The sequence below is a fragment of the Ancylobacter lacus genome, assembly GCF_018390635.1.
Lineage (GTDB): Bacteria > Pseudomonadota > Alphaproteobacteria > Rhizobiales > Xanthobacteraceae > Ancylobacter > Ancylobacter lacus.
Map to the genome: position 1 here is coordinate 1 of NZ_JAHBGE010000031.1, position 19486 is coordinate 19486.

Sequence of the window (19486 nt, forward strand, 5' to 3'; positions counted from 1 at the left end):
TCAGACTGCGCTTTCACGCCCAACCTATGAAGGTGCCGCCGGGACGACGCTTACGGCGCTGTACGGCTGTTTCGCCGTCATACGGCTTTTTGAGCGTTGGGCGTTCGACAGGAAAACGCCCCCGTCGGCGACGGGAGCGTTTTTTGCGGTCTCTTTGAAACCGGCGGTCTCTTTGAAACCGTAGGTCCAACCGGATGGGCGTCAGCCGGCCTCAGGGCATCCGGCTGGGGCGCCCGCGGACCAGACCGAACACGGCGGAAATCAGGAAGAGAACGATAGCGACGAAGAAGATGATCTTCGCGATCCCGATCGCGGTGCCGGCGATGCCGCCGAAGCCCAGCACAGCCGCGATAAGCGCGATCACGAGGAAAGTAACGGCCCAGCTCAGCATGGTAGAACTCCCGATTTGTATGAAGTACCACTGTCAGCCAGACAACGGCGGAGGGCGCGGGAGGTTCCGTCTTTGTGAAATCAGGCGTGGGGCAGGGCCGATGGGGTGATGGACTTGGCTTCGGCCATAAGTGCCGCGACGATGGGCGTCATCGGATCGCGATCGAGCACCACGAGGCCGATTTCGTGCAGCACTTCCGGCTCGACGATCGGGATGGAACGGATCGACGGGGGAAAGGCAAACACATCCGCCAGAGAGGTGGGCACGACGCTTGCCCATTTGCCGGTGCTGACATGGGCCAGCAGGGCGATGGTCGAATTGGACTCCAGCATGGGTGTCACCGCATGGCCTGAGACCTTGAGCTGGCGGTCCACGATCCGTCGGTTCTGCATGTCGGGGGTGAGAAGACAGAGCGGCACCTCGCCGATGTCCTTCCACGTCACACGCTGGCGGTCGCCGAGGGGCGCATCGACTGAAGTCAGGAAGCGGTAGCCCTCCCGGTAGAGCGGGATGCTCTTCACCCGGCCAAGCGGGTCATTGTCGAGATAGGTGACGCCGGCGTCGGCTTCCAGGTTCTCGATCAGCCGCAGCACCTCGTTCGACGTCGCCGACATCAGCGTGAAGCGGACCTCGCGGTGCTTCTGGTGGAAGGGGGTGGTGAGGTCGGAGAGCATCGGCATGGCGGTGGGAATGGCGGCGATCCGCAGGTGACCGCTGAGGCCCTTGCGCAGCGACGCGATTTCCTGCCGCATGGCGCGGGCGTCGCCGACGATGCGGCGTGCCCATTGCAGTGCCCGTTCGCCTTCCGGTGTGAAGCCGATGAAGCGCGAGCCACGCTCGACGAGCCGCACGCCCAGCGCTTCCTCCAGCTGCTTCAGCCCAGCGGAAAGGGTCGGCTGCGTGACCCCGCAGGCCTCGGCCGCGCGACCGAAATGGCGCTCCTTGGCGAGCGCGAGCAGAAGTTCAAAACGGTCGAGCACGCAAACGCTTCCTGGGCCGATGGGCAATCCGGCCTTTTATCAGATGCGCCGGTCTGTTGCGAATTGGACAGATGTCAGGCTGGCGCCGATGCGGCCGCCTCACTCGCCGGCCTGCGACAGCGGTGCCGTTCGCTCCGGCATGTCCGCCGGGCCGGGCGTGGCGCCAGCCTCGAATTCCAGTTGCTCGATCCGGCTGCCGCGGCGGGCGATCTTGTCCGCCGAGACGAGCGCCTGGGCGATGTCCTCGCCGGCCTGGCCGAAGTGCTTCTGGAGGTTCCCCATGCGGTCGCGCAGCCGCACCACGTCGGCGACCAGCGCGCCGCATTCCGCGCGTATACGGTCCGCCTGCTCGCGCATGCGGGCATCCTTGGCGATGGCCTGCACCACCTGGATGGCGAGCATCAGCAGGGAGGGAGAGACGAGGATGACCCGCGCCCGGAACGCGCGCTGGATGATGTCGTCGAAGTGCTCGTGCAGGTCGGCATAGACCGACTCCGAGGGAACGAACATGAGGGCGACGTCCTGGGTCTCGCCCGGCACGAGATAGCGCTCGGCGATATCGGCGATGTGCCGGCCGACATCCTGCTTCAGCCGGGTTTCGGCCTGCCGCCGCAGCTCCGGCGTCCCGGCTTCGCGGAAGGCGGTGATCGCTTCGAGCGGAAACTTCGAATCGACCAGCAGCGGGCGGCGGTCGCCGGGCAGGAAGATCGCGCAGTCGCCGCGCCGGCCGGTGGAAAGCGTATGCTGGAACGCGAAGCTGTCGCGCGGCAGGCCGTCGGCGACAATGGCCTGTAGGCGCCCTTCGCCGAAGGCGCCCCGGGCCTGCTTGTTGGCCAGGGTCTCCCGCAGGCTCATCACCTGCCCGGAGAGTTCGCCAAGGCTCTGCCGGGCCTGATCGACCAGCGCGAGACGTTCGTTCAGCCGGTTGAGATTCTCGTGGGTCGCCTCGCTGGCGCGGGCGAGGCTCTCCCCCATGCGGAAGGTGCTGGCGTCCAGCCGCTCGGCGACGGCGCGGGCCAGCTCGCCCTGACGCTGGGCGAGGATCTCGGTCATGGACTGTACCCGCCCTGCCGTCTCCGCCTGGATACGGGCGAGCTGCACCAGCCGGGCTTCAAGGTCTTCGGCGCGGCGGGCCTGCTCGTCGGCCTCATCGAGCCTCTGGCGCGCGTTTCGTCGCGCCGAGGCCAGCAGCGAAAACAGGAGAAGGAACGCCAGTCCGGCCGCGGCGAACGCAACTTCGCCCGTGGTGACGAGATGGTTTCCCAGCAGGAAGACGGGTTGATCCATGGCTGAGCAGTAGCGCAATTTGCGTCGGGATGCGAACGTAAAGTGAACATACCTATGCGAAGGGCGTTGACCGGCAAGTTTGGCTCGCCTATCTGGCAGGCATGTCCACGCGCCCGCTTGTCATCATCCCCGACGCCCGCCTTCGTCTTGCCTCCGATCCCATTGTGCGGATCGATGCCAAGGTGCGCACGCTTGTCGAGGACATGCTGGAGACGATGTACGATGCGCCGGGCATCGGGCTGGCGGCCATTCAGGTCGGGGTGCCCGAGCGGGTGGTCACCATCGACGTCGCCCGCGAGGGCGAGGAGAAGCAGCCGCTTGTGTTGATCAACCCGGAGATCGTCGCGGCCTCCGAGGAGCTGTCGGTCTATCAGGAAGGCTGCCTCTCGATCCCGGAATATTACGAGGAGGTCGAGCGGCCGGCCCGGGTCACCGTCCGGTTCCTCGATCTGGACGGGGAGACCCGCGAGATCGAGGCGTCCGGCTTGCTGGCGACCTGCGTGCAGCACGAGATCGACCATCTCAACGGCGTCCTGTTTATCGACCACATCTCCAAGCTCAAGCGTGACCGGGTGGTGAAGAAATTCACCAAGGCGCTGCGCGAGCGCGAACGCGACGGCAAGTCCTGACGACCGGGCACAGCCGCTCCCGCGGCCAAGGCGGGCACCGGGCACAGCTTCCGGCGTCCTGCACGCCGGGCATCCCTTTCTGACGCGTTCAGTCGAACTGAGGCTCCGCATGCGTATCGTGTTCATGGGCACGCCGGATTTCGCCGTCCCAACTCTGGCCGAGATCGTCGGACGGGGCCACGAGGTGGTTGCGGTCTACACCCGTGCGCCCGCGCCGGGCGGGCGCCGTGGGCTCGATCGGGTGCCTTCGCCGGTCCATGCCGCGGCGCAGGGCTTTGGCCTGCCGGTGCACCATCCCTCCTCGCTGCGCACGGCGGAGGCCGCCGAGACGTTCGCCGCGCATGAGGCGGATGTGGCGGTGGTCGTCGCTTACGGATTGATCCTGCCGCCCGCCATCCTCGCCGCGCCACGACTCGGCTGTCTCAACCTGCACGCCTCGCTGCTGCCGCGCTGGCGGGGCGCGGCGCCGATCCAGCGGGCGATCATGGCCGGCGACCGGGAGACTGGCGTCGCCGTCATGCAGATGGAGGCGGGGCTCGACACCGGCCCGGTCGGGTTGATGGAGCGGGTCGAAATCGGCCCCGACATGACGGCGGGCGAACTCCACGACCGGCTGATGCTGATCGGGGCCGATCTCATGGCACGGGCCCTTGCCGCGCTGGAGCGCGGCGGCCTCGTGTTCACGCCGCAGCCGGCGGAGGGCGTCGCCTATGCCGCCAAACTCGACAAGGCCGAGAGCCGGATCGACTGGAGCCGCCCCGCGCGGGAGGTGCATGATCACATGCGCGGGCTCTCGCCGTTTCCCGGGGCATGGTTCGATCTGGACGGCACCCGCATCAAGGTGCTGCGCACGACGGTGGCAGCCGGCACCGGCGCTCCGGGCGAGGTGCTGGACGGGGCGCTAACCGTAGCCTGCGGCGAAGGCGCCGTGCGGCTTCTCGAGGTGCAACGCGCCGGCAGCCGGGCCATGGCGGCGGCCGACTTCCAGCGCGGCACGCCGCTGCCGCCGGGGACGCGGCTCGGCTGACCGGCCGCACCCGACTCCTCACTTGTTGGTTCCGGGCTGCGGTACCACCCGCAGATACGGCTTCAGCGTGGTCCAGCCGCCCGGGAACTTCTCCTTCGCAGCCTCGTCGCTGACGGAGGGGACGATGATGACGTCGCCGCCCTGGGTCCAGTTCGCCGGGGTCGCCACCTGGTGCTGCGCGGTGAGCTGCAGCGAATCGATCACCCGCAGGATCTCGTCGAAGTTCCGGCCGGTGCTGGCGGGGTAGGTCAGCGAGAGCTTGAGCTTCTTGTCCGGCCCGACGACGAAGACGGAGCGGACGGTGAAGGTGTCCGAGGCGTTCGGGTGGATCATGTCGTAGAGGTCCGAGACCTTGCGCTCGGGGTCGGCGATGAGCGGAAAGTTCGGCGCATAACCCTGAGTCTCGGCGATATCGTCGGCCCATTTGGCATGGGCGTCGAGCGGGTCTACCGAAAGGCCGATGACCTTCACGTTGCGGCGGTCGAATTCCGGCTTCAGCCGTGCCACCTGCCCCAGCTCGGTCGTGCAGACCGGCGTGAAATTGCGCGGGTGGGAAAACAGCACACCCCACGAGGTGCCGAGCCACTCGTGGAAGTGGATCGGTCCTTCCGTGGTCTGCGCTTCGAAGTCGGGAACGACGTCGCCAATGCGGATGGTCATGGCTTGCTCCTCAGGCCTATTGGTCTACTAATTTTCTATTCTAATCGCCGTTGTCGTCCGGGGCAATCGCGTCCCCGCGGAATTCCGTCCCGCCGGAACCGGATAAACCACCACGCGTTGACGCCGCGAGCCGGGAACGCCGGCACCTCACTGAATGTCTCGCGGGAGAACATGACATGCTGAAGATCATCGCCATCTCGGCCCTGGCGCTCAGCGCTGCGGCCTGCACCACGACGGAACGCCGCGCTACGGGCGGTGCTCTCATCGGTGGCGGCACGGGTGCGGTGATCGGCGGCCTTGCCGGTGGCGGCACCGGTGCGGCGGTGGGTGCCGCGGTCGGCGCCGGCACCGGCGCGGTCGTCGGCGCGGCCACCGCCCCCCGCGAGTGCTATGCCCGCGACGCTTATGGCCGCACCGTGCTGGTGCGCTGCTGAGCCTCGGCACGGCATGCCGATCGTCACGGTACCAGGAAACGGCCCCGCGAGGGGCCGTTTTCATGCGTCCTACTGGCTGGCCCACATGATGCGCGCAACCCAGGCGACATCGGTGACCTGAAGCAGGCGGTCGGGGTGGTCGGGGTTCAGCGAGCGCAGCTCGACGGTCTTTGCCGTGCGCCGCTTCAGCTCCTTGGCCATCACCTCGCCGTCCCGCGTCTTGACGATGACGCGGTCGCCGCGCCGCACCGCGGCCGTGGGTGAAACCACCACGAGATCACCGTCCCGGTAGAGCGGCATCATCGATTCGCCCGCGATTTCCAGCGCGTAGACATTCTCGTCGCCGACATTGGGGAAGGCGATCTCATCCCACGCGGCCCCGACGGGGAAGCCGGCATCGTCGAAATAGCCGCCATGGCCGGCCTGAGCGAGGCCGAGCAGGGGAATGGCCCGGTTTGTCGCTGGTCTGGCGACCACGATCTGCATGAAGTCCTCCATGCCCTCACCGGTCGCAGCCAGGATCTTGGCGATGCTTTCGGTCGAGGGCCAGCGCGCCCGCCCGTCCGGGGTTATGCGCTTGGAGCGGTTGAATGTCGTGGCATCGAGACCGGCCCGCTTGGCGAGCGCCGAGGCGCTGAGGCCGTGCCGCTCGGCCAGTTGGTCCACCGCCTTCCAGATTTGCGAATGCGTGAGCATGCTGTGATTCCGTAGAGGGCGTGAAAGGCCATGGAATTTTATCTACTTATAGGAATTATGCCCTATTCACGTTTTTGTCCAGCCCTGCTTGCAGAAGAACCGTCCGCGATCTAGTGCTCGCCTCATGACAACAGGCTGTCCCCGCGCCGATATCCTCTTCAAGATTTGCCCGCGTGCCCTGTGGCAGGCGGCCGAGCGGCTTGGCCGCTTCGAGGGCGCGCCGGTCGATATCGCCGACGGCTTCATCCATTTTTCCACCGCCCGACAGGTGGAGGAAACCGCTGCGCGCCATTTCCGCGGTCAGGACGACCTCCTGCTGGTGGCCATCGCCACCGCGGCGCTCGATCCGGCGGCGCTGCGCTGGGAGCTCTCGCGCGGCGGCGATCTTTTCCCTCATCTCTACGCCGAGCTTCCACTGGCGGCGGTACGCTGGGTCCGGCCGCTGCCGCTCGGCGCGGACGGACGCCATGTCTTCCCCGAACTGAACGGCCCCGGGAACCCGGCATGAGCGCGCTTCTCGATCTGGCCTTGCCCTTCGCCCGCCTGCTGGACCCGGAGCGGGCGCACGGGCTCGCCCTGCGCGGCCTGACCTGCCTGCCGCCGCGGCCGCCGGCTGTGGACGATCCCGGCCTTGCGGTGGAGGCGTTCGGCCTGCGCTTCCCTAACCCGGTGGGGCTGGCTGCCGGCTTCGACAAGGAAGCCGAGGTGCCCGACGCCCTGCTCGGTCTGGGCTTCGGCTTTACCGAGGTCGGCACCATCACGCCTCGCCCGCAGCCGGGGAATCCGAGGCCCCGCAATTTTCGCCTGACCGAGGACCGCGCCGTCATCAACCGTTACGGCTTCAACAGCGGCGGCCATGGTCCAGCCCGAGCCCGGCTTTCGGCCCGCCGCGGCCGGCCGGGCATCGTCGGGGTGAATGTCGGGGCCAACAAGGACTCCACCGACCGCCCGGCGGACTATGTCGCCGGCATTGAGGCCTTTGCCGGACTGGCGAGCTATTTCACCGCGAATGTCTCCTCGCCCAACACGCCGGGTCTGCGCGACCTGCAGGAGGAGAGGGCGCTCGACGACCTGCTCGGCCGGGTTCTCGAGGCGCGGAACCGGCACGCCCCCGGGGTGCCGCTGCTGCTCAAGATCGCTCCCGACCTCGCGCTTCCTCATCTCGATGCGGTGGTCGGTGTGGCGCGGCGGCGCGGCGTCGACGGGATGATCGTCTCCAACACCACGCTCGCGCGGCCCCAGACGCTGCGTTCGCCGCAGCGTGGCGAGACCGGTGGCCTGTCCGGGCGTCCGCTGTTTCCGCTCGCCACCCGGATGCTGGCGGAGACGTTCGTGCGCGTCGAAGGGCAGTTTCCGCTGGTGGGAGTCGGCGGTATCGAAAGTCCTGATACGGCATGGGCGAAGATCACCGCCGGCGCCAGTCTCATCCAGCTTTATTCCGCGCTGGTCTATGAAGGTTTCGGCCTCGTGCCCCGCATCAAGGCCGGGCTCGCGGAAAGGCTGAAGGGCACCACGCTGGCGGCCAGCGTTGGCCGCGCTGCGCGCGATCTCGTCGCCACGCCCTTTCCGGTCATGTGAAGGTGCGCCGCCGCAGCGCCGGCAGCCGCAGCGCCTGAACGGCGCCTCGACCGGCCAGGAAGGAGAGGTAGGCGATCCACAGCCCGGTATTGCCGAGGGGCCGCGTCGTCCACCACACCAGGAAGAACAGCGCCACCGCCGGCAGCATGAGATTGCGCATGTCGCGCGACCAGGTGGAGCCGGCATAGATGCCGTCATAGGCGAAGGCCGCAACCCCCATGAGCGGAGTGAGGGCGGCCAGCGGCAGGAATTCGCGCGCCAGCAGCCGGACCTCCGCATTGGCGGTCAGCACGTCCACCACCGCCCCGCCGCCCGCCAGCAGCAGCAGCGTGGCGGGGGCCGCGAAGCCGAAGCCCCACAGCAGCACCATGCGGACGGCGCGGGAAAAGCCCGCGCGGTCGCGGGCGCCGACGCTTTGCCCGCAGATCTGCTCGGCAGCGGTGGAAAAGCCGTCGAGGAAGAAGGCCGACACCATCGCGATGTTCAGCAGCACCGCATTCGCCGCCAGCACGGCGTCGCTGTCGCGGGCGCCCTGCGCGGTGAAGAACAGCAGGGTGAGCATCAGCAGCCCGGTGCGGATCATGATGTCGGTGTTGACGCCGATGGTCTCGATGATCCGGGCGCGCTCCAGCACGGTGCGCCACGGGATGCGCCACCCGTGGCCAAGCAGCCGCCGCGCGGCGAGAAGGCCGGCCGTGGTGCCGCTCACCTCCGCCGCCACATTGGCGGCGGCGGCGCCGGCGATGCCGAGGTCCCAGTGCAGCACCAGAAGCATTGTCGCCGCCGCGTTGACGCCGGCGATGAGGATCTGCACGCCGAGCCCGATATCGGTGCGGGCAATGCCCACCAGCCATCCGAGCAGGGCGAAATTGCCGATGGCGAACGGTGTCGAAAGCACGCGGATGGCGAAGTAGGTCGTCGCCGCCGCCGTTACCGCCGGGCTGGTGCCCATGGTGGTGAAGGCGACATGGGCGATCGGCCCGTGGGCGAGGATCATGACCAGCCCGATGGCCAGCGCGATCAGCAGCGCGCGGGCCAGCACGGCGCCGATCTCGACCCGGTCGTTGCGGCCGAGCGCCTGCGCGGTCAGCCCGGCCGTGCCCATCCGCACCGAGCCGAACACCCAGAACACGAAATCGAACAGCAGCGCCCCCACCGCCACCGCGCCCAGCATGACCGCGTCGCCCAGCCGGCCCACCGCGCCGGTGGCGACGAGGCCGAGCAGCGGCGTCGTCATCTGCGCCAGGGTCGCCGGCAGGGCGATGGCAAGAAAGCGTCTGTGGGTGACGTCGGCACGTCCCGCCGTCGCGTTCATCAGCATGGAAGCATCCGGTGTCGGGCGGCGGTTTACGGTGGGCGTCAGCGCAGGCCGCGGGCGATTCGCAGGATCAGCCACAGCGGCAGCACCACGACCGCGCCGAGCAGGAAGTAGCGCCACAGCCGCTCGACGGTTTCGAAGCCGAAGCTGAAGAGATGCTCGACCAGCCGGCGCAGGCTGGAGACGATGTCGAGCGGATCGAGCCCGAGCGCGCTCAGGATGACGCCGACCACGACCGAGAGCATCACCAGCTGGATGACGACCCACACCGGCGAGCCGCCCATGAAGCGGCCAATCGATTTATCCGTCATGTTCCGGCTCCTGTTGCGGGGATGACCTAGCACGCTGTCCCCGCCCCGGGGAGGGGGCGGGTTCCGCCACGAGGCGTTCCAGCGCCTCCAGCCGGTCGGCCTCCCCCGGGGGCTTGTCCCAGCGAAGGCGGGCGATACGAGGGAAACGCATGGCGAGCCCCGAACGGTGGCGGGTGGAGCGGGCGAGACCCTCGAACGCCACTTCCAGCACCAGACCTTCGGTGGCGGTATGCGTGACTTCCCGCACGGGGCCGAAGCGGTTCACGGTGTTGCGGCGCACGAACCGGTCGATCTGCGCCAGCTCGGCATCGGTGAAGCCGAAATAGGCCTTGCCGACCGGCACCAGCTCGCCCGCCGCGTTCCATACCCCGAAGGTGTAATCGGAGTAGAAGGAGGAGCGCTTGCCATGGCCGCGCTGGGCGTACATCAGCACGGCGTCGACCGTGTGGGGGTCACGCTTCCACTTCCACCACGGGCCTTTCGGCCGGCCGGGAAGATAGAGGCTGTCGGCCCGCTTCAGCATCACCCCTTCGACCGCCTCGGCATCGGCGCCCGCGCCATGGCCGGCGGGGTCGCGCCGTGCCGCCGCGAGCTCGTCCCAGCTCGCGAAGCCGACGAGGGGCGAGAGGTCCATGCGCCCGCCGCGGTGGCGGGCGGCAAGCCGCTCCAGCCGTTCGCGGCGTGCCGCAAAGGGCAGGCTGCGCAGGTCCTGGGTGCCGTCGACGAGCAGGTCGTAGGCACGAATGTGGGCCGGGAACTCGGCCATCAGCCTCGCCGTCACGCTCTTCCGGTTCAGCCGCTGCTGCAGCACGTTGAACGACTGTACCCGTCCCTCGCGCAGCACCAGCAGCTCGCCATCCACCGCGCCCTCGAAGTCGAGCGCCTCGGCGAGATCGGGGAAGGCGCCGGAGATGTCCTCCCCCGTGCGGCTGTAGAGCCGGATCACGGCTTCGCCCCCGCCGGCTGACCGCACCGCCTGCACCCGGATTCCGTCCCATTTCCACTCCGCGCGGAAGTCGGCGGGGTCGAGACCGGCGAAGTCCTCCGGTTCGATGGCGTGGGCGAGCATCACCGGACGGAACGGGGCGGGGTTCTCCGTCTCGGGGCGCGGCCCGCGCCCCTCGGCCCAGGCGAACAGCGCCTCATAGGGCGGCACGAGGCCCGGCCAGACCAGCTCGATCTCGTCCGCCGTCACCTCCCCCAGGGTCGCGACCGCGGTCTTGGCGAGCCGGGCCGACACGCCGATGCGCAGGCTGCCGGTGATCAGCTTCAGCAGCGCCCACCGTCCGGTTTCGTCGAGCCGGTCCAGCAGCCCCGCCAGCAGCTCCGGCAGTTCACCGCGCCCCAACGTGGCGAAGGCGTCGATCACGGCGGCAAGGGTGGGCGGCTCCGCCACGGCAGCGGCGGCGGGCGCCGGCCACATCAGCGCCACCGTCTCGGAGAGGTCGCCGACATAGTCGTAGGACAGCGCGAACAGAACCGGGTCGGTGCGCGCGGCGATGAGCTGGCGGATCATGCCGGGCTTGGCGTTGCGAAAACTCAGCGCGCCGGTCAGCGCCGCCAGCGCCCAGCCGCGTTCGGGGTCGGGGGCGTGGCGGAAATAGTCCGCGATCAGACGGATCTTGCCGTTGCGGCGAGGCTCATAGGCGAGCCGGTCGAGCAGGGCGGCGAAACGGTTCATGCCGGCGTGTCCGTGGGCGCCGCGGCGGGGGCGGTCTCGGGCGCGGCAGCCTCAGCCTCCTCCTCACCATAGCCGACCAGATGCAGCGGCCGGGCCCGCAGTCCGGCGAGGAGCGCCCAGTGCACCAGCGCGTCCTCCTGGCCATGGGTCACCCACAGCTCGGAGCAACCGGTCGCGAGGATCGAGGCCTGCAGGTCGTCCCAGTCGGCATGGTCGGAGAGGATCAGCGGCAGCTCCACCCCGTTCTGCCGGGCCCGCGCGCGGATGCGCATCCAGCCGGAGGCGAACGCGGTTACCGGGTCTGGAAAGCGGCGCGACCATACGTCGCTCATCGCGCCGGGCGGGCAGATGACGACCGAGCCGGCGAGCTCCACCGCAGCGGCGTCGCGCGCCGGGCGCACATCGCCCATGCCGATGCCGCGGCTGTCGTAATAGGCGGTGAGCTTCTCCATCGCGCCATGCAGCCAGATGGTGCGGTCATGCCCGGCGGCCCGTAGCAGGGCGATAACGCGCTGCGCCTTGCCGAGCGGATAGGCCCCCACCAGATGCGCCCGCTCCGGAAACAGCGCGAGCGAGTCGGTGAGTTTAGCGATCTCCTGCGCCGGCTCGGGATGACGGAACACCGGCAGCCCGAAGGTCGCCTCGGAGATGAAGACATCGCAGCGCACCGGTTCGAACGGCGCGCAGGTCGGGTCCGCACCCGGCTTGTAGTCGCCCGAGGCGACGATGCGCAGGCCGCGCCAGTCGATCGCGACCTGGGCCGAGCCGAGAATATGCCCGGCCGGATGCAGGGTGATGCCGACGCCGTTCACCTCCACCCGGGTGCCGAACGGCGCCGCCTGCCGCGTTCCCGCGAAGTCGGCGCCATAGCGGATCGCCATGATGTCGAGCGTCTCGGCGGTGGCCAGCACCGCGCCGTGGCCAGCGCGGGCGTGGTCGGAATGGCCATGGGTTATCACGGCGCGCGCGACCGGCCGGGTCGGGTCGACATGGAAGTCGCCGGCCGGCGAGTAGAGCCCCTGGGGCGTCGAGATCAGCAGGTCTTCCGGGCGCATGCGCAAGCAGATATAGGGCGGGTGATTTCACTTTGCCCGGTTTATACGGCTTACAATGTCCGCTGGTGCTCCCCTGTTCCTCTCCTCCGGCGACGCGGCGGTGGACCGCCGGCTCGACTGGGCCCGCGCCCTGCTGGAGGAGGGCAATGCCGCCGATGCCGCCGCCCTGCTGGCGGAGGCGACGGAACGTGCCCCCGGCTTCCTCCCCGGCTGGCTTCTGCTCGGCGAGGCCCGGCTGGCCGGCGGCGAGGAGGAAGCCGCCGCCGAAGCGTTCCGCCGCGCGCTCGCGCTCGACCCGCAGGACCGGCTCGGCGCCGGGGCGCGTCTGGCGCGTCTGGCGGGGGGACGGGAGGCGGACACGCCGGCCGCCTCGGGACTGAGCGCGGCTTATGTCCGCACGCTGTTCGACCAGTATGCCGGCCGGTTCGATGCGGCGTTGGCGAAGCTCGACTATTCCGGCCCGGAGCGGATCGAGGCGGCGCTGGCGCAGGCCTGCGCCGCGCTGGCGCGGCCCTTCGCCTTCGCCCGCGCGCTCGATCTCGGCTGCGGCACAGGTCTTGTCGGCGCCCGGCTCGGGCAGCGGATCGGCTGGCTGGCCGGGGTCGACCTCTCGCCGAACATGGTGGAACGCGCCCGCGCCCGCGGCGGCTATGACGAACTCGCCGCCGCCGACATGACGAGCTGGCTGGCGGCGCGACCGGCGGGTGAGGTCGACCTCGTCTTCGCCGGCGATGCCTTCTGCTACCTTGCCGACCTCGGGCCGGTGCTGGTGGAGAGCGCCCGGGTACTGGAGCCCGCGGGGCTGCTCGCTTTCACCGTGGAAACCCATGATGGCGAAGGGGTTCTGCTGCGCGAGACGCTGCGCTACGCCCATGCCGAACCCTATATGCGCGCGGCGCTGGAAGCGGCCGGGCTCAGCCTGCTTTCCTGCACCCACGCCTCCACCCGCACCGAAAAGGGCGAGCCGGTGCCGGGCCTCGTGCTGGTGGCGCAGCGCGCGGGGTGATGCCCTTTGGTGCCGCTGGTACCCCGAGGGGCGTGGAACTTTTGTAGAACATCCATTAGCCTTGCGCCGTGCTGTCCTCTGCTCCCTCCGAGGCCGTCCCGGCGGTCGACCTGCCCGAGCGCTTCCTGCGCTGGTTCGAGGCGCGCGGCTGGGCGCCGCGGCCGCACCAGCTCGACCTGCTGGCGCGGGCGCAGGCCGGACGCTCAACCCTGCTGATCGCCCCGACCGGCGCCGGCAAGACGCTGGCGGGGTTCCTGCCCAGTCTGGTCGAGCTTGCCGGCCGTCGCAACGCGCCGCCGGGGCTCCATACTCTTTACATCTCGCCCCTAAAGGCGCTGGCGGTGGATGTCGCCCGCAATCTGGAGCGGCCGGCGGCCGAGATGGGCCTTCCCATCCGTATCGAGACCCGCACCGGCGACACCCCCGCCTCGCGCCGTCAGCGCCAGCGGCGCGACCCGCCCGACATCCTGCTGACCACGCCCGAGCAGATCGCGCTGCTGCTGGCGTCGGCCGATGCCCCGCATCTTTTCGGCGGGTTGCGGCGCATTGTGCTGGACGAGCTTCACGCGCTGGCCGGGGCCAAGCGCGGCGATCTTCTGGCGCTGGGCCTCGCCCGGCTGCGACGGCTGGCGCCGCAGGTGCAGACGGTGGGCCTGTCCGCCACGGTGGCCGACCCCGCCACGCTGCGGCGCTGGCTGGTGGCGCAGCCCGGCGACGGCGAGCTGCGGATGGGCGATCTCGTCGTCGCGCCGCCGGGCGCGCCGCCGGACATCTCCATGCTCGACAGCGCCGAACGCCTGCCCTGGGCCGGGCACACCGCCCGCCACGCGCTGGCCGCGATCTACGCCCGGATCGCCGGCCAGACCACGACGCTGGTGTTCGTCAACACCCGCATGCAGGCCGAGCTGCTGTTTCAGGAGCTGTGGAAGATCAATGAGTTGAACCTGCCCATCGCGCTGCATCACGGCTCGCTCGACGTCTCCCAGCGCCGCCGGGTCGAGGCGGCGATGGCGGAGGGCCGGCTGAAGGCGGTGGTCTGCACCTCCTCGCTGGACCTCGGCATCGACTGGGGCAATGTCGATCTGGTGATCAATGTCGGGGCGCCGAAGGGGTCCTCCCGCCTGATGCAGCGCATCGGCCGCGCCAACCACCGGCTCGACGAGCCGTCCCGCGCGGTGCTGGTTCCGGCCAACCGCTTCGAGGTGCTGGAGTGCCGGGCGGCGCTGGAGGCGGTGGCGGCGGGCGCGCAGGACGCACGGGTCGAGCGCGCCGGCGCGCTCGACGTGCTGGCCCAGCATGTGCTGGGCATGGCCTGCGCCGGGCCCTTCGCCGCCGAGGACCTCTACCGCGAGGTGATCGCGGCCGAACCCTATGCCGCTCTGACGAAAGAGGATTTCGACGCCGTGCTGGCCTTCGTCGCCACCGGCGGCTATGCCCTGCGGGCCTATGAGCGCTTCGCCCGCATCCGGCGGACCAAGGACGGCCGCTGGCGCGTCGCCAACCCGCAGGTGGCGCAGCAGTACCGGCTCAATGTCGGCACCATCGTTGAATCCTCGATGCTGAAGGTGCGGCTGGTGCGGGCCGGGCAGGGGCCACGGGCGCGCTTCGGCGGCAAGGTTCTGGGCGAGGTGGAGGAGTATTTCGTCGAGACGATGAGCCCCGGCGACACCTTCGTCTTCGCCGGTGAGGTGCTGGAATATCGCGCCATCGTGGAGGAGGAGGTGCACGTCTCGCGCACCGCCGCGACCGACCCCAAGGTTCCCTCCTATGCCGGCGGCAAGTTTCCGCTTTCCACCTATCTCGCCGCCGGGGTGCGGGCGATGCTGGCGAGCCCCGAGCGCTGGGACAGCCTGCCGTCGCAGGTGGCGGAATGGCTCGGCATGCAGCGCCTGCGCTCGCGCCTGCCGGGCCGCGAGGACCTGCTGGTGGAGACGTTTCCGCGCGCCGGCCGGCACTATCTCGTCTGTTATCCCTTCGAGGGCCGGCTCGCCCACCAGACCCTCGGCATGCTGCTGACCCGCCGGCTGGAGCGCGCCCGGCTGCGGCCGCTTGGCTTCGTCTGCAACGACTATGCCCTTGTGGTCTATGGTCTTTCCGATATTTCGCTGGCGGTGGTGCAGGGCCGGCTCGACCTTGCCGCGCTGTTCGATGCCGACATGCTGGGCGACGATCTCGACGCCTGGCTGGCGGAATCGGCGCTGATGAAGCGCACCTTCCGGCAATGCGCGGTCATCGCCGGGCTGATCGAGCGGCGCTTTCCCGGGCGTGAGAAGAACAGCCGGCAGGTCACCATGTCGAGCGACCTCGTCTACGACGTGCTGCGCTCGCACGAGCCGGATCACGTGCTGTTGCGGGCGGCCTGGGCGGATGCGGCGACGGGGTTGCTGGACATACGCCGCCTCTCCGACATGCTCGCCCGCATCCGGGGCCGAATCGACCATGTCCCGCTCGACCGGGTGTCGCCGCTGGCGGTGCCGGCGATGCTGGAAATCGGCCGGGAATCGGTGTCCGGCGAGGCGGCCGATGCCCTGCTCGCGGAGACCGAGGCGGAGCTGGTGAGGGAGGCGATGGATGCTGGCCGATGAGTGCGGTGAGGTGGACGATGAGGCCGAACGGTGCGGTGAGACCGACATCGTGGCGCTCGCCGGCGCCGGCCTCGCGCTCGATCCCGCCGGCGCGGTCTGGTGGGCGGCGGAGCGCGCGCTCATCGTTGCCGACCTGCACCTCGAAAAGGGGTCCGCCTTCGCCGCCCGCGGCGTGATGCTGCCGCCCTATGACAGCCTTGCCACGCTGGCTCTGCTCGCCCGGCTGGTGGAGCGCTGGCAACCGCGCACCCTCGTCGCGCTGGGCGACAGCCTGCACGACCGCGGCGCCGGCGCCCGGCTGGGGCCGCGGGAGCGGGAGGCGCTGGCGGCGCTCGGCCGCGGCCGCGAGCTGGTGTGGATCGCCGGCAACCACGACCCCGACCCGGCGCCGCAGCTCGGCGGCACCCACCTGCCGGAGCTGCGGCTCGGCCCGCTGGTGCTGCGGCACGAGCCGGGTGCGGTGCCAGAGGCGGGCGCCGGGGAACTCGCCGGCCATTTCCACCCGGTGGCCCGGCTGGTGCGGCGGGGCCGGGGCATCCGGCGGCGCTGCTTCGCCGGCGACGCCCGGCGGCTGGTGCTGCCGGCGCTGGGCGCCTATGCCGGCGGGCTGAACATCCGCGACCCCGCGCTCGCCGCGCTGTTTCCCGGCGATTACACCGCCTATGTCACCGGTGCCGCGCGCACCTACCGCATCGCCCACCACGCCTGCGTGCCGGACCGGCGCTGAGGCGGCTCGGCCGGCACCGGCTTTGGGAGTGACCCTGTCGCCGGCCCCCGGCGCCCGCTCCGGTCAGGACGGCGGGGCGGCGAGGTCCCAGTCGGGCTTGCGGGCGGCGACATTGGCGCGGCGGTCGGTGTCGGTGGCTTCCCACGCCAGGGCGGCGCCGTCCTGGGTCCTGATCGTCTCGGAGTCGAGCCGGCTCGCCACCTCGTCGCGCCGCTGCACCGCCTCGACGTCGCCGCGGCGGGCGGCGATGGCGAACCAGCGATAGGCCAGCGGGAGGTTGCGGGCGACGCCGAGCCCGCGGCCGTAGAGCACGCCCAGATTGTACTGGCTGTCACGCACCCCGCGTTCGGCGGCACGGATGAACCAGGGCGCGGCGGCGGCATAGTCGCCGGCCTCGCCCAGCAGCACGGCGAGGTTGTGCATGGCGCGGACATTGCCGGCCTCGGCGGTGGCGCGGTAGAGCGCCAGCGCCCGCCCGGCGTCGCGGGGAAGCCCTTCCGCGCCCTTGTCGAGCAGTGCCGCCAGACGGAAGCCGGCCGGCACCGAGCCCTTTTCGAAGGCAAAGGCGAACCACTGCGCGGCGCGCGGGGCGTTAACGGCGACGCCGTTACCATCGGCATAGCGCAGGCCGACCTCATAGGCGGCGTCGGGCTGCCCGGCGAGGGCGGCGGCCCGCAGCGCGGCATTGCCGAGGCTGGCGGGCGGCGGCGCGGGAACAGGCGCGGCAGAGCCGCCCGAGGCGGCAGTGCCCGGGCCACCGCCGCCCGTGGCGGCAGCGCCCGGAGCGGGGGCGAGGACCGGCGCCGTCGCTGCCGGGCCGGCGGCCGGCGTTTGGGCAGGGCCGCGCGTGCCGGCGGGCAGGGTCGGGGCGGCCGGCTCGGCGGCGGCTTCGGCACGGGCCGGCGCGGCGTCCGGCGTAGCCGGGTCGCTGGCGGCCGGCACCCGGGCCGCGGCGTCCACCACCGGCGCGGGGTCGGGCTGCCAGATCTGCCGCAGCTCGGCCAGCGCCTTCAGCATCGGGCCGTCCGCCAGCCGCGCGCTGCCATAGGCCAGCGCGCCGCCGCAGCCCAGCAGCACGGCGATGAGCCCGGCGCGCCGCAGCAGCCGGACCAGCGGCGAAGCCCGGCGCGGGGACTCCACCGCGTCCTCGTCGTCCTCGTCGAACACCTCGACCTGCGGGGCGGCCTGTGCGGCGCGGCGGGCGGCGGCGATGAAGCTGCTGCGGGTCGGCGTGGCGCGGCCCTCGTCCTCGGCGGTCAGGACGGGAGCCGGGCGGCCGGCGGGGCGGCCGGCCGCGCGCGGCGCCGCCGGCAGCGGCGCGCCGGAGCCCGGCTCCAGCGGCAGGTCGTCCTCGCCGGCCAGGTTCGCCCCCGGAATGTCCAGCCCCGGAATGTCCAGCCCCGGAATGTCCTGCCCCGGAGCGTCCGCCCCGGCGGCGCGCTGCGGCCGGTCGGTAGCCGGCCGATGGAGAGCGGAGGGCGCGGCGGGGCGCGCCGTGGCGGCGAAGCCGCGCTCGGTCGCGGTGGGGGTCGTGGCCTTCGTGTCGAACGCGTCGGCGTCGAGGGTGTCGGCGTCCAGAGGGTCGGCGTCCAGAGCTTTGGCGCCCGCCATCTCGCCACCGACGGACGTCGTCTCCACGGCGGCGCCGGCCTGCGCGGCGGCGGCCTCCATGGCTTCCAGCGCCTCGATGAAGGCGGCGCGGGCCGGGCGGCCGCGGGCGAGGGCGTCGTCGACATCCGGGAAGGGCGGCTGCAGCGAGGCGATGCGGTCCACCACCCGCTCGAGCGTCTCGTGCACGGCTTCCAGCGTGTCGCGGGTGCGGCGGGCGGTGCCGTCCTGCCGGGCTTCCAGCTCCGCCAGCTCGCGGCGCATCTCCTCCAGCGCCTCCAGCGCGGCGGCGCCGGAGGCCGGGGGTGCGGTGCGCTCGGCGGCGAGCGCGCGGGCGCGCTCCTCGGCGGCGGCCAGCGTGCTGGCGCGGGTTTCCTCGATCTGGACGAACAGGTCCTCCAGCGCCTGCTCGATGCCGCCCAGCCGGGCGAAGCGGGCGTCGCTGGCTTCCACCTTTTCGGCGATGGCGGCGATGTGGCGGTTGATCTCGTCCAGCGCGCCTTCCGGCGCGCCGGGGCGGGCGATGTGCTCCATCCGCTCCATCAGCCCGTCGAACAGCCGGGTCATGCCCTCGGGCGCGAGGCGCGCCACCTCGGCCACCGCTGACTGGATGTCGTCGAGCCGGGCGGCCAGCGCGGAATCGAGCGCGGGATCGGGGGTGGGAAGCCGATGCGCCAGAGCTTCGGCCAGCCGGTCGGTCAATTGGTCGGTCAATTGGTCGGCCAATTGGTCGGCGACGGGCCCGACGAGGCGGTCGGCCAGATGTTCGCCGTTCGCCTGCGCCGCCTCCACCCGGGCGCCGAGCTGGTCGAAGCGGCTGTCCAGCGCGGAGAAGCGCGGCTCCAGCTCCTCCACCACCCCGCGCACGATGCGGGCGTCGGAGGGGCCGATCTCGTCCAGCTTCAGCACCAGCAGCGCCACCTGCTCGGCCAGCCGGCGCACCGCATCGGTGGAGAGGGCGTGGCCGAGCAGCGTGCGCATCTCCGCGACCTGGGCCTGCAGCCGGGCGATGGTGGCGCCGTCGACCGAGCGGGCATTGACGAGGTCGACCTTGCGGGAGAGCCGCTCGACGCTGGCGGCCAGCGCCGGATCGCCGGCCGGCCGGGCCTGCGCGATCACCTCGCGCAGCGTCGCCACCGCCTCGGCGATCTCGCCCGCCGGGGCGGAGGGCAGGGCGTCGGGCGCCAGCCGGTCGGCCAGCAGCACCAGCGCGTGCTCCAGCTCCTCCACCGCGCGGCGGGGCGCGAGATCGGCGAGGGCGGCGCGCATGGCGTCCAGCTCGCCGCGCAGCGCGTCCAGCGCCTGGGCGGCGGGCAGGTGGTGGCGCATCTCGCGCATGTCCTCGGCCATGCGGGCGAGCTGGGCCTGCAGGCCGGCGAGGTCGTCGCGCAGCGGATCGGGACGGGGTGCCGGCGGCTCGGACCGGCCCGGCGCGGCCGCCCGCGCGGACGAGGCGGCGCGGCGGGGGCGCTCCTCGGCGGGGCGGGCCTCCGGCGGCCGGGCGGCGGCGGAG

General features: G+C 71.1%; 19 protein-coding genes. 9 read left to right on the forward strand and 10 right to left on the reverse strand.

Annotation, left to right across the window (positions count from 1 at the left end; all coding sequences use genetic code 11):
* Positions 1 to 184: hypothetical protein (locus tag KHC27_RS06115; protein ID WP_213336294.1), on the forward strand; the 184-nt coding region annotated here is incomplete at its 5' end.
* A gap of 27 nt (positions 185 to 211) precedes the next feature.
* Here KHC27_RS06115 and KHC27_RS06120 read toward each other — a convergent pair.
* The 3 genes from KHC27_RS06120 to KHC27_RS06130 form a co-directional block, all read right to left on the reverse strand.
* The gene (locus tag KHC27_RS06120) at positions 212 to 391 is read right to left on the reverse strand and encodes a DUF1328 domain-containing protein (RefSeq protein ID WP_213336297.1); all 180 of its coding nucleotides are present in this window, start codon (positions 389 to 391) and stop codon (positions 212 to 214) included.
* Between the two features lie 80 nt (positions 392 to 471).
* A complete protein-coding gene (locus KHC27_RS06125) occupies positions 472 to 1371 on the reverse strand; it encodes a LysR family transcriptional regulator (RefSeq protein WP_213336301.1) in 900 nt (299 codons plus the stop codon).
* A 99-nt stretch (positions 1372 to 1470) separates the two neighbouring features.
* Entirely contained in the window at positions 1471 to 2658 is a 1188-nt protein-coding gene (locus tag KHC27_RS06130; protein WP_213336304.1) for a DNA recombination protein RmuC, read from the reverse strand.
* Positions 2659 to 2759: 101 nt separating this feature from the next.
* On the opposite strand from KHC27_RS06130, the gene def reads away from it, so the two are divergent.
* Both def and fmt read left to right on the forward strand, forming a co-directional pair.
* Positions 2760 to 3287: a peptide deformylase gene (gene def / locus KHC27_RS06135; protein ID WP_213336307.1), complete on the forward strand. Its 528-nt coding sequence runs from the start codon at positions 2760 to 2762 to the stop codon at positions 3285 to 3287.
* A gap of 109 nt (positions 3288 to 3396) precedes the next feature.
* Positions 3397 to 4314 carry a methionyl-tRNA formyltransferase gene (gene fmt, locus KHC27_RS06140; RefSeq protein WP_213336310.1) on the forward strand — a complete coding sequence of 306 codons (918 nt, stop codon included), beginning with the start codon at positions 3397 to 3399 and terminating at the stop codon, positions 4312 to 4314.
* Positions 4315 to 4332: 18 nt separating this feature from the next.
* On the opposite strand, the gene KHC27_RS06145 is transcribed toward fmt, so the two are convergent.
* Positions 4333 to 4974 carry a peroxiredoxin gene (locus KHC27_RS06145; protein WP_213336313.1) on the reverse strand — a complete coding sequence of 214 codons (642 nt, stop codon included), beginning with the start codon at positions 4972 to 4974 and terminating at the stop codon, positions 4333 to 4335.
* 176 nt (positions 4975 to 5150) lie between these two features.
* Here KHC27_RS06145 and KHC27_RS06150 point away from each other — a divergent pair, with 176 nt between their 5' ends.
* Complete coding sequence (locus KHC27_RS06150) at positions 5151 to 5408, forward strand: YMGG-like glycine zipper-containing protein (protein ID WP_213336317.1); 258 nt, start codon at positions 5151 to 5153, stop codon at positions 5406 to 5408.
* Positions 5409 to 5477: 69 nt separating this feature from the next.
* On the opposite strand, the gene KHC27_RS06155 is transcribed toward KHC27_RS06150, so the two are convergent.
* The gene (locus KHC27_RS06155) at positions 5478 to 6104 is read right to left on the reverse strand and encodes a S24 family peptidase (protein ID WP_213336321.1); all 627 of its coding nucleotides are present in this window, start codon (positions 6102 to 6104) and stop codon (positions 5478 to 5480) included.
* A 124-nt stretch (positions 6105 to 6228) separates the two neighbouring features.
* Between KHC27_RS06155 and KHC27_RS06160 the strand changes: the two genes are divergently transcribed.
* Complete coding sequence (locus tag KHC27_RS06160) at positions 6229 to 6612, forward strand: DUF952 domain-containing protein (protein ID WP_213336345.1); 384 nt, start codon at positions 6229 to 6231, stop codon at positions 6610 to 6612.
* The gene (locus KHC27_RS06165) at positions 6609 to 7682 is read left to right on the forward strand and encodes a quinone-dependent dihydroorotate dehydrogenase (protein WP_213336324.1); all 1074 of its coding nucleotides are present in this window, start codon (positions 6609 to 6611) and stop codon (positions 7680 to 7682) included. The genes KHC27_RS06160 and KHC27_RS06165 overlap by 4 nt, the downstream gene beginning before the upstream one ends.
* Here the strand turns inward: KHC27_RS06165 and KHC27_RS06170 are convergent.
* The 4 genes from KHC27_RS06170 to KHC27_RS06185 are packed head-to-tail and all read right to left on the reverse strand — an operon-like array spanning position 7675 to position 12047.
* Positions 7675 to 9003, reverse strand: a complete 1329-nt coding sequence (locus KHC27_RS06170) for an MATE family efflux transporter (RefSeq protein WP_425514860.1) — start codon at positions 9001 to 9003, stop codon at positions 7675 to 7677. The two genes, KHC27_RS06165 and KHC27_RS06170, sit on opposite strands and share 8 nt — an antisense overlap.
* 38 nt (positions 9004 to 9041) lie before the next feature.
* Positions 9042 to 9311 carry a DUF6460 domain-containing protein gene (locus KHC27_RS06175; protein ID WP_213336327.1) on the reverse strand — a complete coding sequence of 90 codons (270 nt, stop codon included), beginning with the start codon at positions 9309 to 9311 and terminating at the stop codon, positions 9042 to 9044.
* The gene (locus KHC27_RS06180; protein ID WP_213336329.1) at positions 9301 to 10992 is read right to left on the reverse strand and encodes a cisplatin damage response ATP-dependent DNA ligase; all 1692 of its coding nucleotides are present in this window, start codon (positions 10990 to 10992) and stop codon (positions 9301 to 9303) included. Before KHC27_RS06180 ends, KHC27_RS06175 begins: the two co-directional genes overlap by 11 nt.
* Positions 10989 to 12047 (reverse strand): ligase-associated DNA damage response exonuclease, encoded by a 1059-nt coding sequence (locus KHC27_RS06185; RefSeq protein ID WP_213336332.1) that lies wholly within the window; start codon positions 12045 to 12047, stop codon positions 10989 to 10991. Before KHC27_RS06185 ends, KHC27_RS06180 begins: the two co-directional genes overlap by 4 nt.
* 55 nt (positions 12048 to 12102) lie before the next feature.
* Here KHC27_RS06185 and KHC27_RS06190 point away from each other — a divergent pair, with 55 nt between their 5' ends.
* The 3 genes from KHC27_RS06190 to pdeM all read left to right on the forward strand — a co-directional run bounded on the left by KHC27_RS06190 (position 12103) and on the right by pdeM (position 16365).
* Positions 12103 to 13053 (forward strand): class I SAM-dependent DNA methyltransferase, encoded by a 951-nt coding sequence (locus KHC27_RS06190; protein WP_213336335.1) that lies wholly within the window; start codon positions 12103 to 12105, stop codon positions 13051 to 13053.
* A 68-nt stretch (positions 13054 to 13121) separates the two neighbouring features.
* Positions 13122 to 15638, forward strand: coding sequence for a ligase-associated DNA damage response DEXH box helicase (locus tag KHC27_RS06195; RefSeq protein ID WP_343210840.1), 2517 nt, complete (start codon positions 13122 to 13124; stop codon positions 15636 to 15638).
* A complete protein-coding gene (gene pdeM, locus KHC27_RS06200) occupies positions 15625 to 16365 on the forward strand; it encodes a ligase-associated DNA damage response endonuclease PdeM (protein WP_213336339.1) in 741 nt (246 codons plus the stop codon). The genes KHC27_RS06195 and pdeM overlap by 14 nt, the downstream gene beginning before the upstream one ends.
* A 63-nt stretch (positions 16366 to 16428) precedes the next feature.
* On the opposite strand, the gene KHC27_RS06205 is transcribed toward pdeM, so the two are convergent.
* Positions 16429 to 19486 (reverse strand): SEL1-like repeat protein (locus tag KHC27_RS06205; protein WP_213336342.1); only part of this gene is annotated, 3058 nt, incomplete at its 5' end.

Excerpts from the sequence above, each read along its gene's own strand:
- KHC27_RS06120 (WP_213336297.1), bottom strand. The coding sequence starts at position 391 with ATGCTGAGCTGGGCCGTTACTTTCCTCGTGATCGCGCTTATCGCGGCT.
- KHC27_RS06130 (WP_213336304.1), bottom strand. The coding sequence starts at position 2,658 with ATGGATCAACCCGTCTTCCTGCTGGGAAACCATCTCGTCACCACGGGC.
- def (WP_213336307.1), top strand. The coding sequence starts at position 2,760 with ATGTCCACGCGCCCGCTTGTCATCATCCCCGACGCCCGCCTTCGTCTT.
- fmt (WP_213336310.1), top strand. The coding sequence starts at position 3,397 with ATGCGTATCGTGTTCATGGGCACGCCGGATTTCGCCGTCCCAACTCTG.
- KHC27_RS06145 (WP_213336313.1), bottom strand. The coding sequence starts at position 4,974 with ATGACCATCCGCATTGGCGACGTCGTTCCCGACTTCGAAGCGCAGACC.
- KHC27_RS06150 (WP_213336317.1), top strand. The coding sequence starts at position 5,151 with ATGCTGAAGATCATCGCCATCTCGGCCCTGGCGCTCAGCGCTGCGGCC.
- KHC27_RS06155 (WP_213336321.1), bottom strand. The coding sequence starts at position 6,104 with ATGCTCACGCATTCGCAAATCTGGAAGGCGGTGGACCAACTGGCCGAG.
- KHC27_RS06160 (WP_213336345.1), top strand. The coding sequence starts at position 6,229 with ATGACAACAGGCTGTCCCCGCGCCGATATCCTCTTCAAGATTTGCCCG.
- KHC27_RS06165 (WP_213336324.1), top strand. The coding sequence starts at position 6,609 with ATGAGCGCGCTTCTCGATCTGGCCTTGCCCTTCGCCCGCCTGCTGGAC.
- KHC27_RS06170 (WP_425514860.1), bottom strand. The coding sequence starts at position 9,003 with ATGCTGATGAACGCGACGGCGGGACGTGCCGACGTCACCCACAGACGC.
- KHC27_RS06175 (WP_213336327.1), bottom strand. The coding sequence starts at position 9,311 with ATGACGGATAAATCGATTGGCCGCTTCATGGGCGGCTCGCCGGTGTGG.
- KHC27_RS06180 (WP_213336329.1), bottom strand. The coding sequence starts at position 10,992 with ATGAACCGTTTCGCCGCCCTGCTCGACCGGCTCGCCTATGAGCCTCGC.
- KHC27_RS06185 (WP_213336332.1), bottom strand. The coding sequence starts at position 12,047 with ATGCGCCCGGAAGACCTGCTGATCTCGACGCCCCAGGGGCTCTACTCG.
- KHC27_RS06190 (WP_213336335.1), top strand. The coding sequence starts at position 12,103 with ATGTCCGCTGGTGCTCCCCTGTTCCTCTCCTCCGGCGACGCGGCGGTG.
- pdeM (WP_213336339.1), top strand. The coding sequence starts at position 15,625 with ATGCTGGCCGATGAGTGCGGTGAGGTGGACGATGAGGCCGAACGGTGC.